We start from the raw sequence: 17996 nt of genomic DNA on the forward strand, positions 1-17996 counted from the left end.
GGGGGTAGGCTCGACACCGCCGGTACACCCTCAGTCACCGGCTTCAGACATGTGGAGAGGAGCCCTGACCCAGGGTGAGCACTAAGCCGACCACCACAGACCTCGAGTGGACCGAATTGGACCAGCGGGCCGTAGACACCGCTCGCATCCTGGCCGCGGACGCCGTACAGAAGGTCGGCAACGGCCATCCCGGTACGGCGATGAGCCTGGCACCCGTCGCGTACACCCTCTTCCAGAAGGTGATGCGCCACGACCCGGCCGACCCCGAGTGGGTCGGGCGCGACCGGTTCGTGCTCTCCGCCGGCCACTCGTCCCTGACCCTCTACACCCAGCTCTACCTGGGTGGCTTCGGTCTCGAACTGGACGATCTGAAGGCCTTCCGCACCTGGGGTTCGAAGACCCCCGGCCACCCGGAGTACGGCCACACCGCCGCCGTGGAGACGACCACGGGTCCGCTGGGCCAGGGCGTCGCCAACGCCGTGGGCATGGCGATGGCCGCCCGCTTCGAGCGCGGCCTGTTCGACCCGGAGGCGCCGGCCGGCACCTCGCCGTTCGACCACCGCGTCTACGCGATCGCCGGTGACGGCTGCCTCCAGGAGGGCATCTCCGCCGAGGCGTCCTCGCTGGCCGGGCACCAGAAGCTCGGCAACCTGATCCTGCTGTGGGACGACAACCACATCTCGATCGAGGGCGACACCGAGACGGCCGTCTCCGAGGACACCCTGAAGCGGTACGAGGCGTACGGCTGGCACGTGCAGCGCGTCGAGCCGCAGGAGAACGGCGACCTGGACCCGGCCGGGCTCTACGCGGCGATCCGCGCCGCCGAGGCCGAGACCGAGCGCCCGTCGTTCATCGCGATGCGCTCGATCATCGCCTGGCCCGCCCCGAACGCGCAGAACACCGAGGCCGCCCACGGCTCGGCGCTCGGCGACGACGAGGTCGCGGCCACCAAGCGCGTCCTGGGCTTCGACCCGGAGAAGACCTTCGAGGTCTCCGACGAGGTCATCGCGCACACCCGCGCGCTGGGCGAGCGGGGCCGCGAGGCGCGCGTGGAGTGGGAGAAGCAGCTCGCGGAGTGGCGTACGGCCAACCCGGAGCGCGCGGCGGAGTTCGACCGCATCGAGGCCAACGAGCTGCCCGAGGGCTGGGCGGAGAAGCTCCCGGTCTTCGAGCCGGGCAAGGGCGTGGCCACCCGTGCCGCCTCGGGCCAGGTCCTCAAGGCGCTCGGCGCGGTCATCCCGGAGCTGTGGGGCGGCTCGGCCGACCTCGCCGGCTCGAACAACACGACGATCGACAAGGACTCGTCGTTCCTGCCCGAGGGCAACCCGCTGCCGGAGGCCGACCCGTACGGCCGCACGATCCACTTCGGCATCCGCGAGCACGCGATGGCCGCCGAGATGAACGGCATCGCGCTGCACGGCAACACGCGCATCTACGGCGGCACCTTCCTGGTGTTCTCCGACTACATGCGCAACGCGGTGCGCCTCTCCGCCCTGATGCACCTGCCGGTCACCTACGTGTGGACGCACGACTCGATCGGTCTGGGCGAGGACGGCCCGACGCACCAGCCGGTGGAGCACCTGGCCTCGCTGCGCGCGATCCCCGGGCTGAACCTGGTCCGTCCGGCCGACGCCAACGAGACGGCCCTGGCCTGGCGCGAGATCATGCAGCGCCACACCAAGGTCTACGGCAAGGGCGCCCCGCACGGTCTGGCGCTCACCCGCCAGGGCGTGCCGACGTACGCGCCGAACGAGGGCACGGTCAAGGGCGGCTACGTGCTGTTCGACGCCGAAGGCGGCGAGCCGGAGGTCGTGCTGATCGCCACCGGTTCCGAGGTGCACCTGGCCGTCGAGGCCCGCGAGCAGCTCCAGGCCGCGGGCACGCCCACCCGGGTGGTGTCGATGCCGTCGGTGGAGTGGTTCGAGGAGCAGGACCAGGCGTACAAGGACTCCGTCCTGCCGCCGTCGGTCCGCGCCCGGGTCGCGGTCGAGGCCGGCATCGGCCTGACCTGGCACAAGTACGTCGGCGACGCCGGCCGGATCGTCTCCCTGGAGCACTTCGGCGCCTCGGCGGACGCGAAGGTCCTCTTCCGCGAGTTCGGCTTCACGCCCGAGGCGGTCGTCGCCGCCGCGCGGGAATCGATCGACGCCGCCGCGCGCTGACCCCGATACGTACGACTTAATTGGAGATGCAACTCTCATGACAGACGCACTCAAGCGCCTCTCCGACGAAGGCGTCGCGATCTGGCTGGACGACCTCTCGCGCCAGCGGATCACCTCCGGCAACCTGGCGGAGCTCATCGACCAGAGCCACGTGGTCGGGGTGACCACCAACCCGTCGATCTTCCAGAAGGCGATCTCCGAGGGCCACGGCTACGACCAGCAGGTCTCCGACCTCGCGGCCCGCCGGGTGACCGTCGAGGAGGCCATCCGGATGATCACGACGGCGGACGTCCGCGACGCCGCCGACATCCTGCGCCCGGTCTTCGACGCCACCGACGGCCAGGACGGCCGGGTCTCCATCGAGGTCGACCCCCGCCTCGCGCACGACACCAAGGCCACGGTCGCCGAGGCCAAGCAGCTGGCCTGGCTGGTGGACCGCCCGAACACGCTGATCAAGATCCCGGCCACCGAGGCGGGCCTGCCGGCCATCACCGAGGTCATCGGCCTGGGCATCAGCGTCAACGTGACGCTGATCTTCTCGCTGGAGCGCTACCGCCTGGTCATGGACGCCTACCTGGCGGGCCTGGAGAAGGCCCGCGAGCGCGGCCTGGACCTGGCGAAGATCCACTCGGTGGCCTCCTTCTTCGTCTCCCGCGTGGACACGGAGATCGACAAGCGCCTGGACGGCATCGGCACGGACGAGGCCAAGGCCCTCAAGGGCAAGGCCGCCCTGGCCAACGCGCGCCTGGCCTACGAGGCCTACGAGGAGGTCTTCTCCTCCGAGCGCTGGGCCGCGCTGGACAAGGCGCACGCCAACAAGCAGCGCCCGCTGTGGGCCTCGACCGGCGTGAAGGACCCGGCGTACAAGGACACCCTGTACGTGGTGGACCTGGTCGCCCCCGGCACGGTCAACACCATGCCCGAGGCCACCCTGGAGGCCACCGCCGACCACGGCGAGGTCACCGGCAACACCGTCGCGGGCACCTACGACGACTCCCGCGCGGTCCTGGAGGCCGTCGCGAAGCTGGGCATCGGCTACGACGAGGTCGTCCAGCTCCTGGAGGACGAGGGCGTCCAGAAGTTCGAGGCGTCCTGGAACGACCTGCTCACGTCCACCGAGGCGGAGCTGAAGCGCCTCGCACCTTCGGAGGCGTAACACCTTGAGCGCAGCACACGGAGCCAACCCGCTCCGTGACGCCGCAGACCGACGGCTCCCGCGCATCGCGGGGCCGTCGGGTCTGGTGATCTTCGGCGTCACGGGCGATTTGTCCCGAAAGAAGCTGATGCCTGCCGTCTACGACCTGGCCAACCGCGGCCTGCTGCCGCCGGGCTTCTCGCTCGTCGGCTTCGCCCGGCGCGAGTGGCAGGACGAGGACTTCGCGCAGGAGGTCTACGAGGCCGTCAAGCAGCACTCGCGCACCCCCTTCCGCGAGGAGGTGTGGCAGCAGCTGATCCAGGGCATGCGGTTCGTCCAGGGCGACTTCGACGACGACGAGGCCTTCGAGCAGCTCAAGACCACCGTCGAGGAGCTGGACAAGGCCCAGGGCACCGGCGGCAACTTCGCCTTCTACCTGTCGGTCCCGCCGAAGTTCTTCCCCAAGGTCGTCCAGCAGCTCAAGAAGCACGGGCTCGCCGACCAGAAGGACGGCTCCTGGCGCCGCGCGGTCATCGAGAAGCCCTTCGGGCACGACCTGGCCTCCGCCAAGGAGCTCAACGAGGTCGTCCACGAGGTCTTCCCGCCGCACGAGGTCTTCCGGATCGACCACTACCTCGGCAAGGAGACCGTCCAGAACATCCTGGCGCTCCGCTTCGCCAACACCCTCTTCGAGCCGATCTGGAACCGGTCGTACGTCGACCACGTGCAGATCACCATGGCCGAGGACATCGGCATCGGCGGCCGGGCCGGCTACTACGACGGCATCGGCGCCGCCCGCGACGTCATCCAGAACCACCTGCTCCAGCTGCTCGCGCTGACCGCGATGGAGGAGCCCGCCTCCTTCGACGCCGACGCGCTGGCCGCAGAGAAGACCAAGGTCCTCGGCGCGGTGAAGCTGCCCAGGGACCTGGGCGCCTCCACGGTCCGCGGCCAGTACGCGGCCGGGTGGCAGGGCGGCGAGAAGGCCGTCGGCTACCTCCAGGAAGAGGGCATCGACCCGAACTCGAAGACCGACACCTACGCGGCCGTCAAGCTGGAGATCGACAACCGCCGCTGGGCGGGCGTCCCCTTCTACCTGCGCACCGGCAAGCGCCTGGGCCGCCGCGTCACCGAGATCGCGGTCGTCTTCCAGCGCGCCCCGCACTCCCCCTTCGACCACACCGCGACCGAGGAGCTCGGCCGCAACGCCATCGTCATCCGGGTGCAGCCGGACGAGGGCGTGACGGTGCGGTTCGGCTCCAAGGTGCCCGGCACCCAGATGGAGATCCGGGACGTGTCGATGGACTTCGCGTACGGCGAGTCGTTCACGGAGTCCAGCCCGGAGGCGTACGAGCGGCTCATCCTCGACGTCCTGCTCGGCGACTCGAACCTCTTCCCGCGCGTGGAGGAGGTCGAGCTGTCCTGGAAGATCCTCGACCCGATCGAGAGGTTCTGGGACGAGCACGGCAAGCCCGCGCAGTACCAGTCCGGGACCTGGGGTCCGGTCGAGGCGGACGAGATGCTCGCACGAGACGGCAGGAGCTGGCGCCGGCCATGAAGACCGACCTGACGGACACCACGTCCTCCAAGATCAACAAGGCGCTGGTGCTCGGGCGGCGGGCGATCGGCGCGCCGGCCGTCGGCATGGTGCTCACCCTCGTCATCGTCACCGACGAGGAGAACGCCTACGACGCGCTGAAGGCGGCCAACGAGGCGTCCCGCGAGCACCCCTCGCGGACCCTCGTCGTCATCAAGAGGGTCTCGCGCTCGCCGCGGGACCGCGCCAAGGCGCGGCTCGACGCCGAGGTCCGCCTCGGCGCCGACGCCAGCGCCGGCGAAACGGTGGTGCTCCGGCTGTACGGCGAGGTCGTCGACCACGCCCAGTCGGTGGTGCTGCCGCTGCTCCTCCCCGACGCCCCGGTCGTCGTCTGGTGGCCGGTGGACGCGCCGACCGACCCGGCGAAGGACCCGCTGGGCGCGCTCGCCCAGCGCCGGGTGACCGACACGTACGCCTCCGAGCAGCCCATCGAGGAGCTGACGGCGCGGGCGGAGACGTACACCCCGGGCGACACGGACCTGTCGTGGACCCGGATCACCCCGTGGCGTTCGATGCTGGCCGCCGCGCTCGACCAGGTCGTCTGCCGGGTCTCCGCCGCCGAGGTGGAGGGCGAGGAGTTCAACCCGAGCGTGGAACTGCTCGCGATGTGGGTGGCGGACCGGCTGAAGGTGCCCGTGCGGCGCTCGAAGTCGGCGGGGCCCGGCCTCACCTCCGTACGCCTGGAGACCGACTGCGGGCCGATCGTGCTCGACCGGCCGGACGGGTCGCTCGCCACGCTCTCCATCGAGGGGCAGCCGGACCGCGGGGTGGCGCTCAAGCGCCGCGACACGGCCGAGCTGATCGCGGAGGAGCTGCGCCGGCTCGACCCGGACGACACCTACGCGGCGGCGCTGAAGTTCGGCGTGGGACGGCTGGACGAGCGGGCGGCGGTCACGGCGCCCGAGCCGGAGGAGGAGGTGGAGGTCACCGTGGTGGAAACCGCGCCGGAGACCGCCCCCGACGCCTCCCCCGCCGAGGAGAAGCCCGCCGCCAAGTCCGGCGCGAAGAAGGCCCCGGCCAGGAAGGCGGCGGCCAGGTGAGCGCCCCGCAGCTGGTGGTCCACCGCGACAAGGAGCTGATGGCGCAGGCCGCCGCGGCCCGGCTGATCACCCGGATCGTGGACGCCCAGGCCGCCCGGGGCTCCGCCTCGGTGGTGCTGACCGGCGGGCGCAACGGCAACGGGCTGCTCGCGGCCCTCGGTTCGGCGCCCGCGCGGGACGCGGTCGACTGGTCGCGGCTCGACCTGTGGTGGGGCGACGAGCGGTACCTGCCCGACGGGGACCCGGAGCGGAACGTCACCCAGGCCCGCGAGGCGCTGCTCGACCGGGTGCCGCTGGACCCCGCGCGGGTGCACGCCATGCCCGCCTCCGACGGGCCGTACGGCGACGACGTCGAGGCCGCCGCCGCTGCCTACGCGGAGGAGCTGGCCGCCGCGGCCGGTCCCGGCGACGGCGGGGTGCCGGCCTTCGACGTGCTGATGCTGGGCGTCGGCCCGGACACGCACGTGGCCTCGCTCTTCCCGGAGCTGCCCGCCGTGCACGAGACCGAGCGGACGGTGGTCGGGGTGCGCGGCGCGCCGAAGCCGCCGCCGGTCCGGATCTCGCTGACGCTCCCGGCGATCCGGGCGGCGCGAGAGGTCTGGCTGCTCGCGGCCGGCGAGGACAAGGCGAAGGCGGCGGCGATCGCGCTGTCGGGCGCGGGCGAGCTGCAGGCCCCGGCGGCCGGCGCGCGCGGTCGCTCGCGCACGCTGTGGCTGCTGGACTCGGCGGCGGCCTCGGAGCTGCCGCGGAGCCTGTATCCGCCGGCCACGGCCTGATCTCTCCCGATCGGCACGGCCCCGGAGGCCCGGTTCACCCCTCGGTGGACCGGGCCTCCGGCGTTTCCGGGTTCTTCGGCGTTTCCGGTGTGCCGACGGGCTCCAGGAAGGGCGTGAGGAGCCCCGGTACGGCCTCGGCGGCGAAGGCCAGGCCCTGGCTCCGGCCGGCGTCGAGGATCTCGTACGCGCCCGTCCCGGCCGCCGTCGTGGCGGTCAGGGTGAGGAGGCCGGCACGGCGCTGGAAGTACGACTGCTTGACCGTCCAGCCGATGACGCCGGAGCGCTGGAGGGCGACCGTGGTCCGCCGGACCGTGCCCGAACGGGTCACCAGGTACCCCCCGCCGACGCCGTGGCCGAGGTTCCGGTACGCGTCGCGGGCGAGGAGCAGGGCGAGCGGGGTGAGGACGGCGGTCCAGCCGGCCGCCACGTACAGCAGGACCGGGGCGAGCAGGAGGCCGAGACCGGCGAGGAGCGCGGCGGGGGCCAGGACGCTCCACAGGGCCCAGCGGATCCGCCGGTTCCGGGCGGCCCGGGGGTGGGGGGCGAGCGGTGTGGCGGTGGGCGGTTCGGGCTCGCGCAGGACCTGGGCGGCGACCCGGTCGGCGAGCGGGCGGGGGGCGGCCGGCATCAGGTTCTTGAGGTCGCCGTGCTTGTCCTCGTCCTTCTCGGCGAGGCCGGTGGCGACGGCGTCGACCCGGGCCGCCCCGAAGAGGCGCACGCCGAGCGGTTCGACCAGCTCGACGCCGCGCAGCCGCCGCTCCTCGATGGAGACCGAACGGGCGGTGAGCAGGCCCCGGTTGACGCGCAGGGTGCCGCCGGGCTCGCGCTCCAGGCGGTAGTTCCACCACATCTCGATCCAGAGGCCGAGGGCCCCGACGGCCCCGACGGCGGTGGCGACGAGGACCAGCCAGAGGATCATCCAGGGGATCGCGACGGAGCTGAAGCGCTCCCCTATCCAGTCGATGACCTCGCCCTGGGCGCCGAACCACTCGCTGACCTGCATGACCGCTCCGGCGGCGGCGCCGCCGAGGGCGGGGGCGACGAAGGAGACGGGGGCGTAGCGGATCCAGCGCGGGTCGAGGACGGCGAGGGCGCCGTCGTGGCGGGGGTCCTCGGGCGCGGCGGCGCGGGCGAGGAGGGCGCGGCGGAGCCGTTCGCCCTCGGCGCGGGCGACCAGTTCGAGTGCGAGGGCGGCGTCGCCGCCGCTGTGCTCGCCGGTCCCGATGCGGACCTTGACCAGGCCGAGGACGCGCTGGAGGGGGTTGGCGGTGAGGTCGACGCTGCGGATGCGCTCGCGGGCCAGGGAGCGGCGCTTGAGGTGGAGCAGGCCGGTGTGGAGGTCGATCCGGTCGGGGCCGACGCGGTAGCGGGTGCGGCGCAGGCGGACGGAGTCGGCCCCGGTGCCGCCGAGGAGCAGGAGGAGGGCCCCGGCGAGGACCCAGGCGACGGCCTGCCAGAGCGGCCGGGAGCCGGCGAGGCCGAGGGCGACGGGGACCCCGGCGCCGCCCGCCACTCCGCACAGGACGGCGGCGGTGGCGAGGAGGGTACGCGGGTCGAGCCGCCGCCACTCCTCCTCGGGGACGCCGGGCCGCGGTCGCTCCCCGTCCTCCGGGGCGCCGGGCCGCTGCCGCTCTCCGTCCTCCGGAGCGCCGGGCCGCTGCCGCTCGGTCCCGGACCGCGGCTGTTCTTCTTCCTCCGGCGCACCGGGCCTCAGCCGTCCTCGCTCCTCCGGCGCGCCGGGCCGCTGCCGCTCCTCCTCCGGCGCCCCGGCGGCCGGCTCGCTCACGTCGCGTCCCCGGGCGTCGCCTGGGTGACGGCGGTCAGCCGTTCGGCCAGGTCGGCGGCCAGTTCGTGGTCCAGGCCCTCGATCCGGATCGCGCCCTCGGAGGAGGCCGTCGTCACGGTGACGGTGGCCAGCCGGAAGTACTGCTCCAGGGGCCCGCGCGAGGTGTCGACGGTCTGGATCCGGGACATCGGGGCGATCCGCCACTCCTGCCAGAGGGCCCCGGTGCGCACGTAGACGGCCTCGTCGGTGGCCTCCCAGCGGTGCACCCGGAGCCACCAGGCGGGGAAGAACGCGGTGCAGGCCAGGCCCGCGGCCGCCACGGCCCCGGCCGCGACCAGCAGCCAGGTCCTGGCGGGCCCGATCAGCGCGCCGAGGACGCCGAGCACCACCACCGGTACGGCGGTGGTGACCAGGAGCTGGGTCCGCCACCAGGTGACGGCCCGCCCGTCCACGGCGTTCCCCGGCGGCCTCAGCCGCACCGCGTCCTCCCCCCTCACGCTTCTACCGTCCGCGCAGCGAGCGGTAGGCGGCGACCAGGCCGGCGGTGGAGCCGTCGAGCTCCTCCGCGCCCTCCCCGGTCGTCAGGACCGGCTCGATCCGCTTGGCGAGGACCTTGCCGAGCTCGACGCCCCACTGGTCGAAGGAGTCGATGTTCCAGATCGCGCCCTGGACGAAGACCTTGTGCTCGTAGAGCGCGATCAGCTGTCCGAGGACGGACGGGGTGAGCGCGTCGGCGAGGATCGTGGTCGTGGGGTGGTCGCCCCGGAAGGTCTTGTGCGGGACGAGCTCCTCGGGGACGCCCTCGGCCCGTACCTCCTCGGGCGTCTTGCCGAAGGCGAGCGCCTGCGTCTGGGCGAAGAAGTTGGCCATGAGCAGGTCGTGCTGGGCGACGAGGCCGGGCTCCAGGTCGTCCACGGGCCGGGCGAAGCCGATGAAGTCGGCCGGGACGAGCTTGGTGCCCTGGTGGATCAACTGGTAGTACGCGTGCTGCCCGTTGGTGCCGGGAGTGCCCCAGACGACGGGCCCGGTCTGCCAGTCGACCCGGTTGCCCTCGCGGTCCACCGACTTGCCGTTGGACTCCATGTCGAGCTGCTGGAGGTAGGCGGTGAACTTCGACAGGTAGTGGGAGTACGGCAGGACGGCGTGCGACTGGGCGTCGAAGAAGTTGCCGTACCAGACGCCGAGGAGGCCGAGGAGCAGCGGCGCGTTCTCCTCGGGCGGGGCGGTGCGGAAGTGCTCGTCCACGAGGTGGAAGCCGTCGAGCATCTCGCGGAAGCGCTCCGGGCCGATGGCGATCATCAGGGAGAGGCCGATGGCGGAGTCGTAGGAGTAGCGGCCGCCGACCCAGTCCCAGAACTCGAACATGTTCGCGGTGTCGATGCCGAACTCCTCGACCTTCTCCGCGTTGGTCGAGAGGGCCACGAAGTGCCGGGCCACGGCCTCCTGGCCGGCGTCGAGGCCGGTGAGGAGCCAGTCGCGGGCGGAGGTGGCGTTGGTGATGGTCTCGATGGTGGTGAAGGTCTTCGACGCCACGACGAACAGCGTCTCGGCGGGGTCGAGGTCGTGGACGGCCTCGTGGAGGTCGGCGCCGTCGACGTTGGAGACGAAGCGGAGCGTCAGGTCCCGCCGGGTGTAGGAGCGCAGGACCTCGTAGGCCATGGCGGGGCCGAGGTCGGAGCCGCCGATGCCGATGTTGACGACGTTCTTGATCGGCCTGCCGGTGTGGCCGGTCCACTCGCCCGCGCGGACCTTGTCGGCGAAGTCGCCCATCCGGTCGAGGACGGCGTGGACGCCGGGGACGACGTTCTCCCCGTCGACCTCGATCACGGCGTCGCGGGGGGCCCGCAGCGCGGTGTGGAGGACCGCCCGGTCCTCGGTGGTGTTGATCTTCTCGCCGCGGAACATGGCGTCGCGCAGCTCGGCCACGCCGGTGGCGGCGGCCAGCTCCCGCAGCAGGGTCAGCGTCTCGCCGGTGACGAGGTGCTTGGAGTAGTCCAGGTAGAGGTCGCCGACCCTCAGGGTGAGGTCGGTGCCGCGCGTCGGGTCGGCGGCGAACAGCTCGCGCAGATGGGGCTCGCCCAGCTGCTCGCGGTGCTTGCCGAGGGCCGCCCACTCGGGCAGCCGGTTGAGCCTCGTACGTCCTTCGCCAGTCATCTCGGACATCGCCCTCTTCTTCTTCGTACGTATCTGCCCCGCTGCCCCTCCAACCTAATTGATCAGGGGGACCGGCGGCGCGACGACGGGCGCGAGGGCGGTCGCGGCGGGGGGACACGGGGTCCGGGACGGCGAACGGGCCCGGTCCGCGAATCGAGTTCGCGGGCCGGGCCCGTTCGTCACACCGTCACGTCGTGCTCAGATCTCGCCCCGCAGCTTGGCGAGGGCTTCGGCGAGGATCGCCTCGCCGTCCGCGTCGCTGCGCCGCTCGCGCACGTACGCGAGATGGGTCTTGTACGGCTCCGTGCGCGGCGGGTCCGGCGGGTTGTCGCGGTCCTGGCCGGCCGGGAAGCCGCAGCGCGGGCAGTCCCAGGTGTCGGGGACCTGTGCGTCGCTGGCGAAGCTCGGCTGTGTCTCGTGCCCGTTCGAGCACCAGAAGGAGATGCGGAGGCGCGGCGCCGACTCGCCCCGCTCGGCCTCGCCCATCGGCCCCGCTCCGACCCGGCTTCCCCGGATCGCGTTGCCACTTGCCACGGTCGTAACTCCCTGCGTGATGGTGCTCGAAGATGCCCCAGTCTACGTAAGGCCCAACGCGCGTCCAGTGATTGGAGTTACCCGTCCAACTTCATCAGCAGACCGAGCACCACAATGCAGGCGAACCAGAGCAGACCGACCACGACGGTGATGCGGTCCAGGTTGCGCTCGGCGACCGAGGAGCCGCCGACGGAGGACTGCATGCCGCCACCGAACATGTCGGAGAGGCCGCCACCCTTCCCCTTGTGCATCAGCACGAGCAGCATCAGCAGCGCGCTGAAGACGATCAGGGCGATCGAGAACCCCATAACCACGGCTGGACCAACTTCCTCGGACTTATACGGACGGGGGCCGGGCACCTGCCCGACCCCCGCAAGGGTACGACGTAACTCCGCTACCGCATACTCACTGGTCGCGGAAGCGGACGATCTTGACGAACTCGTCGGCGTCCAGCGCGGCGCCGCCCACCAGGGCTCCGTCGACGTCCGGCTGGGCCATGATCGCGGCGACGTTCCCGGACTTGACCGAGCCGCCGTACTGGATGCGGACCTTGTCGGCCAGCTCCTGGGAGTACAGCTCGGCGAGGCGGCCGCGGATCGCCCCGCAGACCTCCTGGGCGTCCTCGGGGGTGGCGACCTCGCCGGTGCCGATGGCCCACACCGGCTCGTACGCGATCACGATCGTCTCGGCCTGCTCGGCCGGGACGTCCTTGAGGCCGCCGTCGAGCTGGGCGAGGGTGTGCTCGACCTGCTTGCCGGCCTTGCGGACGTCGAGGCCCTCGCCGACGCAGAGGATCGGGGTGATGCCGTGCTTGAAGGCGGCCTTCACCTTGGCGTTGCAGACCTCGTCGTCCTCGGCGTGGTACTGGCGGCGCTCGGAGTGGCCGACGGCCACGAAGGCGGCCTTGAGCTTGGACAGCATCGGGCCGGAGATCTCGCCGGTGTAGGCGCCGGAGTCGTGCGCCGAGATGTCCTGGGCGCCGTACTTGATCTTCAGCTTGTCGCCGTCGACCAGGGTCTGGACGGACCGCAGGTCGGTGAAGGGGACCAGGACGGCGACCTCGACCGCGTCGTAGTCCTTGTCGGTGAGGGCGAAGGCGAGCTTCTGGACGTGGGCGATGGCCTCCAGGTGGTTGAGGTTCATCTTCCAGTTGCCCGCCATCAGCGGGGTGCGGGTGGTCATAAGGGGGTCAGTCCTCCAGTGCGGCGAGGCCGGGAAGCGTCTTGCCCTCGAGGTATTCGAGGGAGGCGCCGCCGCCGGTCGAGATGTGTCCGAACGCGTTCTCGTCGAAGCCCAGGGTGCGGACCGCGGCGGCGGAGTCGCCGCCGCCGACCACGGTGAAGGCCGGGGAGTCGACGAGCGCCTGGGCGACGGCCTTGGTGCCCTCGGCGTAGTCGGGGTGCTCGAAGACGCCCATGGGCCCGTTCCAGAAGACGGTGGCCGCGTCGGCGAGCTTCGAGGCGTAGAGCTTACGGGTCTCGGGGCCGATGTCGAGGCCCTCCTCGTCCGCCGGGATGGCGTCCGCGGCGACCGTGGTGGGGTTCGCGGGGGCCTTGGTCTTCAGGTCCGGGAACTCGGACGCGACCAGGACGTCGACGGGGAGCACGAACTCCACGCCGCGCTCCTTCGCGCGGGCCAGGTACTCCTGGACCGCCGGGATCTGGTCCTCCTGGAGCAGCGAGATGCCGACCTCGTGGCCCTGGGCCTTGAGGAAGGTGTACGCCATGCCGCCGCCGATGAGGATGCGGTCGGCCTTCTCCAGGAGGTGGTCGATCACGCCGAGCTTGTCGGAGACCTTGGCGCCGCCGAGGGCGACCACGTACGGCCGCTGCACGTCGTCGGTCAGCTTCTTGAGGACGCCGACCTCGGTGGCGATGAGGTGGCCCGCGGCGTGCGGGAGGCGCGCCGGCAGGTCGTAGACCGAGGCGTGCTTGCGGTGCACGGCGCCGAAGCCGTCGCCGACGTAGAGGTCGGCGAGGGCGGCGAGGCGGTCCGCGAAGGCGCCGCGCTCGGCGTCGTCCTTGGCGGTCTCGCCGGGGTTGAAGCGCAGGTTCTCCAGGACGGCCACCTGGCCGTTCCCGAGGCCCGCGACGGTCTCGGTGGCGGAGTCGCCGACCGTGTCGGTCGCGAACGCCACGTCGGCGCCGAGCAGTTCGCCGAGGCGCGCGGCGGCCGGGGCGAGCGAGAACGCCGGGTCCGGGGCGCCCTTGGGGCGGCCCAGGTGCGAGGCGACCACGACGCGGGCACCCGCGTCGGCGAGCGCCTCGACCGTGGGCACGACGGCGCGGATGCGTCCGTCGTCGGTGATGGTGGTGCCGTCGAGCGGCACGTTGAGGTCGGCGCGGACGAACACCCGCTTGCCTTCGACGCCCTCGTGGAGAAGCTCGTCGATCGTCTTCATCTGTTAACTGACTCCTTGGTACGCGGTGGAGCACACGAACAGGGCTCGCGCAGCGCGGCGTTGCGCTGCCCGAGCCCTGCTCACCATCGAAGGTCCGCCCTGAAGCTTAGAGCTGACCGCCGACGAAGACGGTGAGGTCGACGAGACGGTTGGAGTAGCCCCACTCGTTGTCGTACCAGCCGAGGATCTTGACCGACTTGCCGTCCTGGACCATCGTCAGGGAGGCGTCGAAGGTGCAGGACGCCGGGTCGCCCACGATGTCGGAGGAGACGATCGGGTCCTCGGTGTAGAAGAGCACGCCCTTGAGGTCGCCGTCCTCGGCGGCCTTCTTGAAGGCGGCGTTGACCTCGTCCTTGGTGACCTCGCGGTCCAGGGTGACGACCAGGTCGGTGGCCGAGCCGGTCGGGACCGGGACGCGCATGGCGATGCCGTCGAGCTTGCCCTTGAGCTGCGGGAGGACCAGGGCGGTGGCCTTGGCGGCACCGGTCGTGGTCGGGATGATGTTCTCCGCGGCGGCGCGGGCGCGGCGCAGGTCCTTGTGCGGGAAGTCCAGGATGCGCTGGTCGTTGGTGTACGCGTGGACCGTGGTCATCAGGCCCTTGACGATGCCGAAGTTCTCGTCGAGGACCTTCGCCATCGGCGCCACGCAGTTGGTGGTGCAGGACGCGTTCGAGATGATGTCGTGCTTGGCGGCGTCGTACTTGTCCTGGTTGACGCCCATGACGATGGTGATGTCCTCGTCGCTGGCCGGAGCCGAGATGAGGACCTTCTTGGCGCCGCCGGCGAGGTGCTTCTCGGCGTCGGCCTTCTTGGTGAAGATGCCGGTCGACTCGATGACGATGTCGACGCCCAGCTCGCCCCAGGGGATGTCGGCGGGGTTGCGCTCGGAGAGCACCTTGATGGTGTGGCCGTCGACGGTGATGGTGTCGGCGGTGTGGGTCACCTCGGCCTTGAGGCGGCCCAGGATGGTGTCGTACTTCAGCAGGTGGGCCGTGGTCGCGGTGTCACCCAGGTCGTTGACAGCCACGATCTCGATGTCGGCACCCTGCTCAAGGAGCGCGCGGAAGTAGTTCCGGCCGATGCGGCCAAAGCCGTTGATGCCTACGCGGATCGTCACGAACCGATCTCCTCGTTAGGTACGCCGGTGTTGTTCGACGCCGGCGAGATTTTTGTTTTTGGGATGTCCCCGACCGCTTACGACCCTACCTCCCCGGGGCCGCCGGAGTGACATCGGCCGCATCCGGACGAGCTCGGAAAGTGAGGGAAAACGGTCGGCGGCCCTCACCTACCAGCGGGTAAGGGCCGCCTTGAACCGTTTGTCCCGACTACTCTCCGTTAAACGATCGGGGTGCCCCCCTCAGCGGTGGAGGGCCTTGAGGGCGCGGCCCAGGAGCCGGGCCCGCTCCGCCGTGCCGGGCACGTGCTCCAGGCCGAAGCCGAGGAGGACGGTGTCCCGGGTGGTGACCGCCGCCTGCGAGTGGAAGAGGGCGGCGGAGCGCGTCCAGTCGGAGCCGTTGCCGGGGCTTCCGGCCGGGGCGCCGGGCGTGGACCAGGCGCCGAGGGAGGTCTCGAAGCCCTCGGCCTCGGTGGTGGTGCCGGTGACGAGCCGGACGTCGTCGACGAACGCGCCCGTCTCGCCCGTGCCGGGGTCGGAGACGTACGAGAGGGAGAGTTCGACCTTCTTGCCCGCCCAGGCGCTCAGGTCGACGGAGGCCTGGCGCCAGCCGTTGGAGGGGCCGGTGAAGGCGTTCCAGGAGCCGGTGGTGCCGGTGGGCGCGCAGCCGTCCTCGCCGACGGTGAGGTAGTGGGCGAGGAAGGGGTGGCCGCGGACGTAGTAGCCCTCGCCGCAGTCGGCCGGGGGCGCGGCGGAGGTGCCGCCGTTGGCGTCGGGCAGGGTGGTCCAGTCGTCCTGGCCGACGGTGTGGGCCTCGACGACGAGGTTGTCGTAGCCGGGCTCGGCGTCGTGGCTGACCTGGAAGTCCAGGCGGGGCTTCGCGGACGCCGGGACGCCGGTGAGGTCGACGGTCCTGCTGAGCCGGGCCCAGGTGTCGTCGGCGTGCTTGACGGCCGCGAAGGTGGCGCCCTCGGCGGGTTCGAAGGGGGTGCGGACGCCCGGGTAGTCGCCGGCGGAGGCGCTGCTCGCGAACTGCGGGAAGTCCTTCGGCTTGAGCGTGTCGGAGGTGACGGTGTACGCGCCGGCGTCGTCCAGCGGGTTCCCGGGGGCCGCGCCGAGGGTCGCCCGTACGCCTCCGAAGGCGCCCGCGCCGGCGAACGCGGACGGGTTCTTGAGGCCGGCGCGGTGATGAGCGCCGAGGTAGTACTGGGCGAAGTCGTTGGTCTCGGCGGCGCCGACCCGGGTGAGCCCGCCGGCCTTCTCCCCGGCGTTGACCAGCTTGCCGCCCTCGTTGAGGTAGGAGCGGACGGCGAGTTCGGCGTCCCCGGAGGGGCGCTGGGCGCCGGTGTACCAGACGACGGCGTCGAAGTGGGAGAGGACGCCGAGGGCGTCCGGGGCGCCCTGGACGGCGACGTCCCAGACGGCGGCCTTCCGCCCGCCGTCGGCGAGCGCCTTCACGTAGGCGGCGGTGTGGCGTCCGGCGGTGGTGCCGCCCTCGTCGGCGAGGACGAGGACGTCGCCGCGCGCCCGTTCGGCCACCTCGTAGGTGAAGGGGGCGGAGGCGGTGGCGCGGCCCTCGCGGGTGCGGGCGGTGAACCGGACCTCGACGGAGTCGCCGGGCCGGGCGCCCTCGACCTCGGCGCGGTACTCGTCGAAGTAGAGGTTGTCCTCGCCGCCGTAGGTCTCGCCGCCCTTCCAGGCGCGGAGCTCCTCGCGGTGGACGCGGCCGCCGTTGATCCGGTATTCGAGCGTCTTGCCGCGCAGCGACTTGCGGGCGGTGACGGCGACCTCCTGCTCCCCGCCGCGGGCGTAGGAGGTGGCGAAGGCCTTCGGGGTGAAGTCGGGGGCCTCGACGCCGACCGGGGAGACGGGCCGGTCCGGGTGGGCGGAGGACTCGGCGACGGCGAGCGCGAAGGGCACGTTCTTCGCGAACTCCGCCCGGATCAGCTTCTCGTCGTCCGGGAAGGTGAAGACGGAGGCGCAGTCGGCCGGGTTCCAGGCGTCGTTCGGGTCGACCCGGGAGGCGGTGGCGCAGGTGGACATCTCCGGGGTGAACATCTGCATGCCGTTGACGTTGGCGGCGTGTCCGTCGGCCTCGCCGTTGGTGGTGTACAGCTCGGAGGAGACCTGCGGCCGGTAGCCGGGCACGGCGGAGTTCTCCGGGGTGCCGGCGAGGGCCCTGAGGGCCACGTCGTCGGGGGTGTCGGTGGCGACCTGCCAGCCGACGCCGTACAGCAGGAGCTGGGCGGCGGAGTGGTAGTTGATGCCGTACGCGAAGCCGATGCGCTTCTGGAAGGCGTCGATCGCCCTGGTCTCGGGCTCCGACATGGGGCCCTTGCCGCGGAAGGTCTCGTCGGCCGGGTCGGGGGACGAGCCCTCGTTGTCGTAGCCCCACTTGTAGGCGAAGTTCCGGTTGAGGTCGACGCCGTCGCCGGGGCCGGTCCGCCCGTCGCCGTTGTTGTCGCGGAGGTTCTTGCGCCACTGCCGGTTGGCGGGGTCGGCGTGGGTGTGGTCGTAGCCGTCCGGATTGGCGGAGAGCACGAACCACAGCTCGGTGGTGTCGACGATCCGGGTGATCCGCTCGTCCTTGCCGTAACCGTCGAGGTAGTGGTGCATCAGCCGCCGGGTCATCTCGGGGGTGATCCACTCGCGCGCGTGCTGGTTGGACATGTAGAGCGTGGCGGGCTTGGAGCCGTCCTTGGCGCGCTGGGCGCCCTTGCTGACCTTGAGGGCGAGGATGTCCTGGCCCTTGAGGGTCTTCCCGATCGAGACGACCTTGGTGAGTCCGGGGTGGGTCCGGGCGGTGTCCAGGATCTCCTGCTTGAGGCCGCCGGTCCCGCCGTACGGGCGGAAGACGCCGTCGCCGGCGGCGGCGACCCGGTTCTCGGCCCCGTCCGACAGGGTGTGCTCGGCGAGTTCGACGCCCCGGCCGCGGAGCCGTCCGGCCTGGTCCCCGGTGAGGAAGAGCTCGACCGTGGCGCTGCCCTGCGCGGGCACCCGCTCGGTCAGCTCGTGGGCGTCGGCGCCGGCTTCGAGGAGGAGCGGAACCTGCTCCTTGGTGACCTCGGCGTGCCATACGGAGAGGGCGTCGGCGTTCCGGTCGTCCGGCCTCGCTCCGGCGACGGGCGCCGCCGCGGCTCCGGCGATCAGCAGTGAAGCCGCGGCGAGGATCGATCCCGCTCTGCGTCTCATGGGCTCCCCTTGGTGTCGGGTGTCGTCCGTCTCGAAGGTGAACAGGTCTCGCGGGTGGGACGGGTCTCACGGAAGAACAGACGACAGACTCATCGGCGTCCGGAG

14 protein-coding genes are annotated in these 17996 nt (G+C 71.8%); 5 read left to right on the forward strand and 9 right to left on the reverse strand.

Annotated features, from left to right (window positions below):
• Positions 1–74 precede the first annotated feature (74 nt).
• Genes tkt through pgl form a run of 5 tightly spaced genes read left to right on the forward strand, consistent with a single transcriptional unit; the run spans position 75 to position 6710 of the window.
• Entirely contained in the window at positions 75–2162 is a 2088-nt protein-coding gene (gene tkt / locus CP977_RS08635; protein ID WP_062756626.1) for a transketolase, read from the forward strand.
• 37 nt (positions 2163–2199) lie between these two features.
• Positions 2200–3318 (forward strand): transaldolase, encoded by a 1119-nt coding sequence (gene tal, locus CP977_RS08640; RefSeq protein WP_062756625.1) that lies wholly within the window; start codon positions 2200–2202, stop codon positions 3316–3318.
• Positions 3319–3322: 4 nt separating this feature from the next.
• A complete protein-coding gene (zwf, locus tag CP977_RS08645; protein ID WP_062756624.1) occupies positions 3323–4855 on the forward strand; it encodes a glucose-6-phosphate dehydrogenase in 1533 nt (510 codons plus the stop codon).
• Entirely contained in the window at positions 4852–5934 is a 1083-nt protein-coding gene (opcA, locus tag CP977_RS08650; RefSeq protein ID WP_109185695.1) for a glucose-6-phosphate dehydrogenase assembly protein OpcA, read from the forward strand. The genes zwf and opcA overlap by 4 nt, the downstream gene beginning before the upstream one ends.
• Complete coding sequence (pgl, locus tag CP977_RS08655) at positions 5931–6710, forward strand: 6-phosphogluconolactonase (RefSeq protein WP_062756622.1); 780 nt, start codon at positions 5931–5933, stop codon at positions 6708–6710. The genes opcA and pgl overlap by 4 nt, the downstream gene beginning before the upstream one ends.
• A 34-nt stretch (positions 6711–6744) precedes the next feature.
• On the opposite strand, the gene CP977_RS08660 is transcribed toward pgl, so the two are convergent.
• From CP977_RS08660 to CP977_RS08700, 9 genes are all read right to left on the reverse strand, one after another.
• Positions 6745–8496, reverse strand: a complete 1752-nt coding sequence (locus CP977_RS08660) for a PH domain-containing protein (protein WP_229991575.1) — start codon at positions 8494–8496, stop codon at positions 6745–6747.
• On the reverse strand, positions 8493–8993 hold the full coding sequence (locus CP977_RS08665) for a PH domain-containing protein (protein WP_152369867.1): 501 nt from the start codon (positions 8991–8993) through the stop codon (positions 8493–8495). Before CP977_RS08665 ends, CP977_RS08660 begins: the two co-directional genes overlap by 4 nt.
• 4 nt (positions 8994–8997) lie before the next feature.
• Positions 8998–10659 (reverse strand): glucose-6-phosphate isomerase, encoded by a 1662-nt coding sequence (pgi, locus tag CP977_RS08670; protein WP_372460684.1) that lies wholly within the window; start codon positions 10657–10659, stop codon positions 8998–9000.
• Between the two features lie 189 nt (positions 10660–10848).
• On the reverse strand, positions 10849–11184 hold the full coding sequence (locus tag CP977_RS08675; RefSeq protein ID WP_003957010.1) for an RNA polymerase-binding protein RbpA: 336 nt from the start codon (positions 11182–11184) through the stop codon (positions 10849–10851).
• A gap of 77 nt (positions 11185–11261) precedes the next feature.
• Entirely contained in the window at positions 11262–11492 is a 231-nt protein-coding gene (gene secG, locus CP977_RS08680) for a preprotein translocase subunit SecG (RefSeq protein ID WP_030205174.1), read from the reverse strand.
• A 97-nt stretch (positions 11493–11589) separates the two neighbouring features.
• Positions 11590–12366 (reverse strand): triose-phosphate isomerase, encoded by a 777-nt coding sequence (tpiA, locus tag CP977_RS08685; protein ID WP_062756620.1) that lies wholly within the window; start codon positions 12364–12366, stop codon positions 11590–11592.
• Between the two features lie 7 nt (positions 12367–12373).
• Positions 12374–13585, reverse strand: coding sequence for a phosphoglycerate kinase (locus CP977_RS08690; RefSeq protein WP_062756619.1), 1212 nt, complete (start codon positions 13583–13585; stop codon positions 12374–12376).
• Positions 13586–13691: 106 nt separating this feature from the next.
• Positions 13692–14702, reverse strand: a complete 1011-nt coding sequence (gene gap / locus CP977_RS08695; protein WP_062756618.1) for a type I glyceraldehyde-3-phosphate dehydrogenase — start codon at positions 14700–14702, stop codon at positions 13692–13694.
• 240 nt (positions 14703–14942) lie between these two features.
• Complete coding sequence (locus CP977_RS08700; RefSeq protein ID WP_152369868.1) at positions 14943–17891, reverse strand: M14 family metallopeptidase; 2949 nt, start codon at positions 17889–17891, stop codon at positions 14943–14945.
• Positions 17892–17996 lie beyond the last annotated feature (105 nt).

It is taken from the genome of Streptomyces cinereoruber, from assembly GCF_009299385.1.
GTDB classification, from domain to species: domain Bacteria; phylum Actinomycetota; class Actinomycetes; order Streptomycetales; family Streptomycetaceae; genus Streptomyces; species Streptomyces bikiniensis.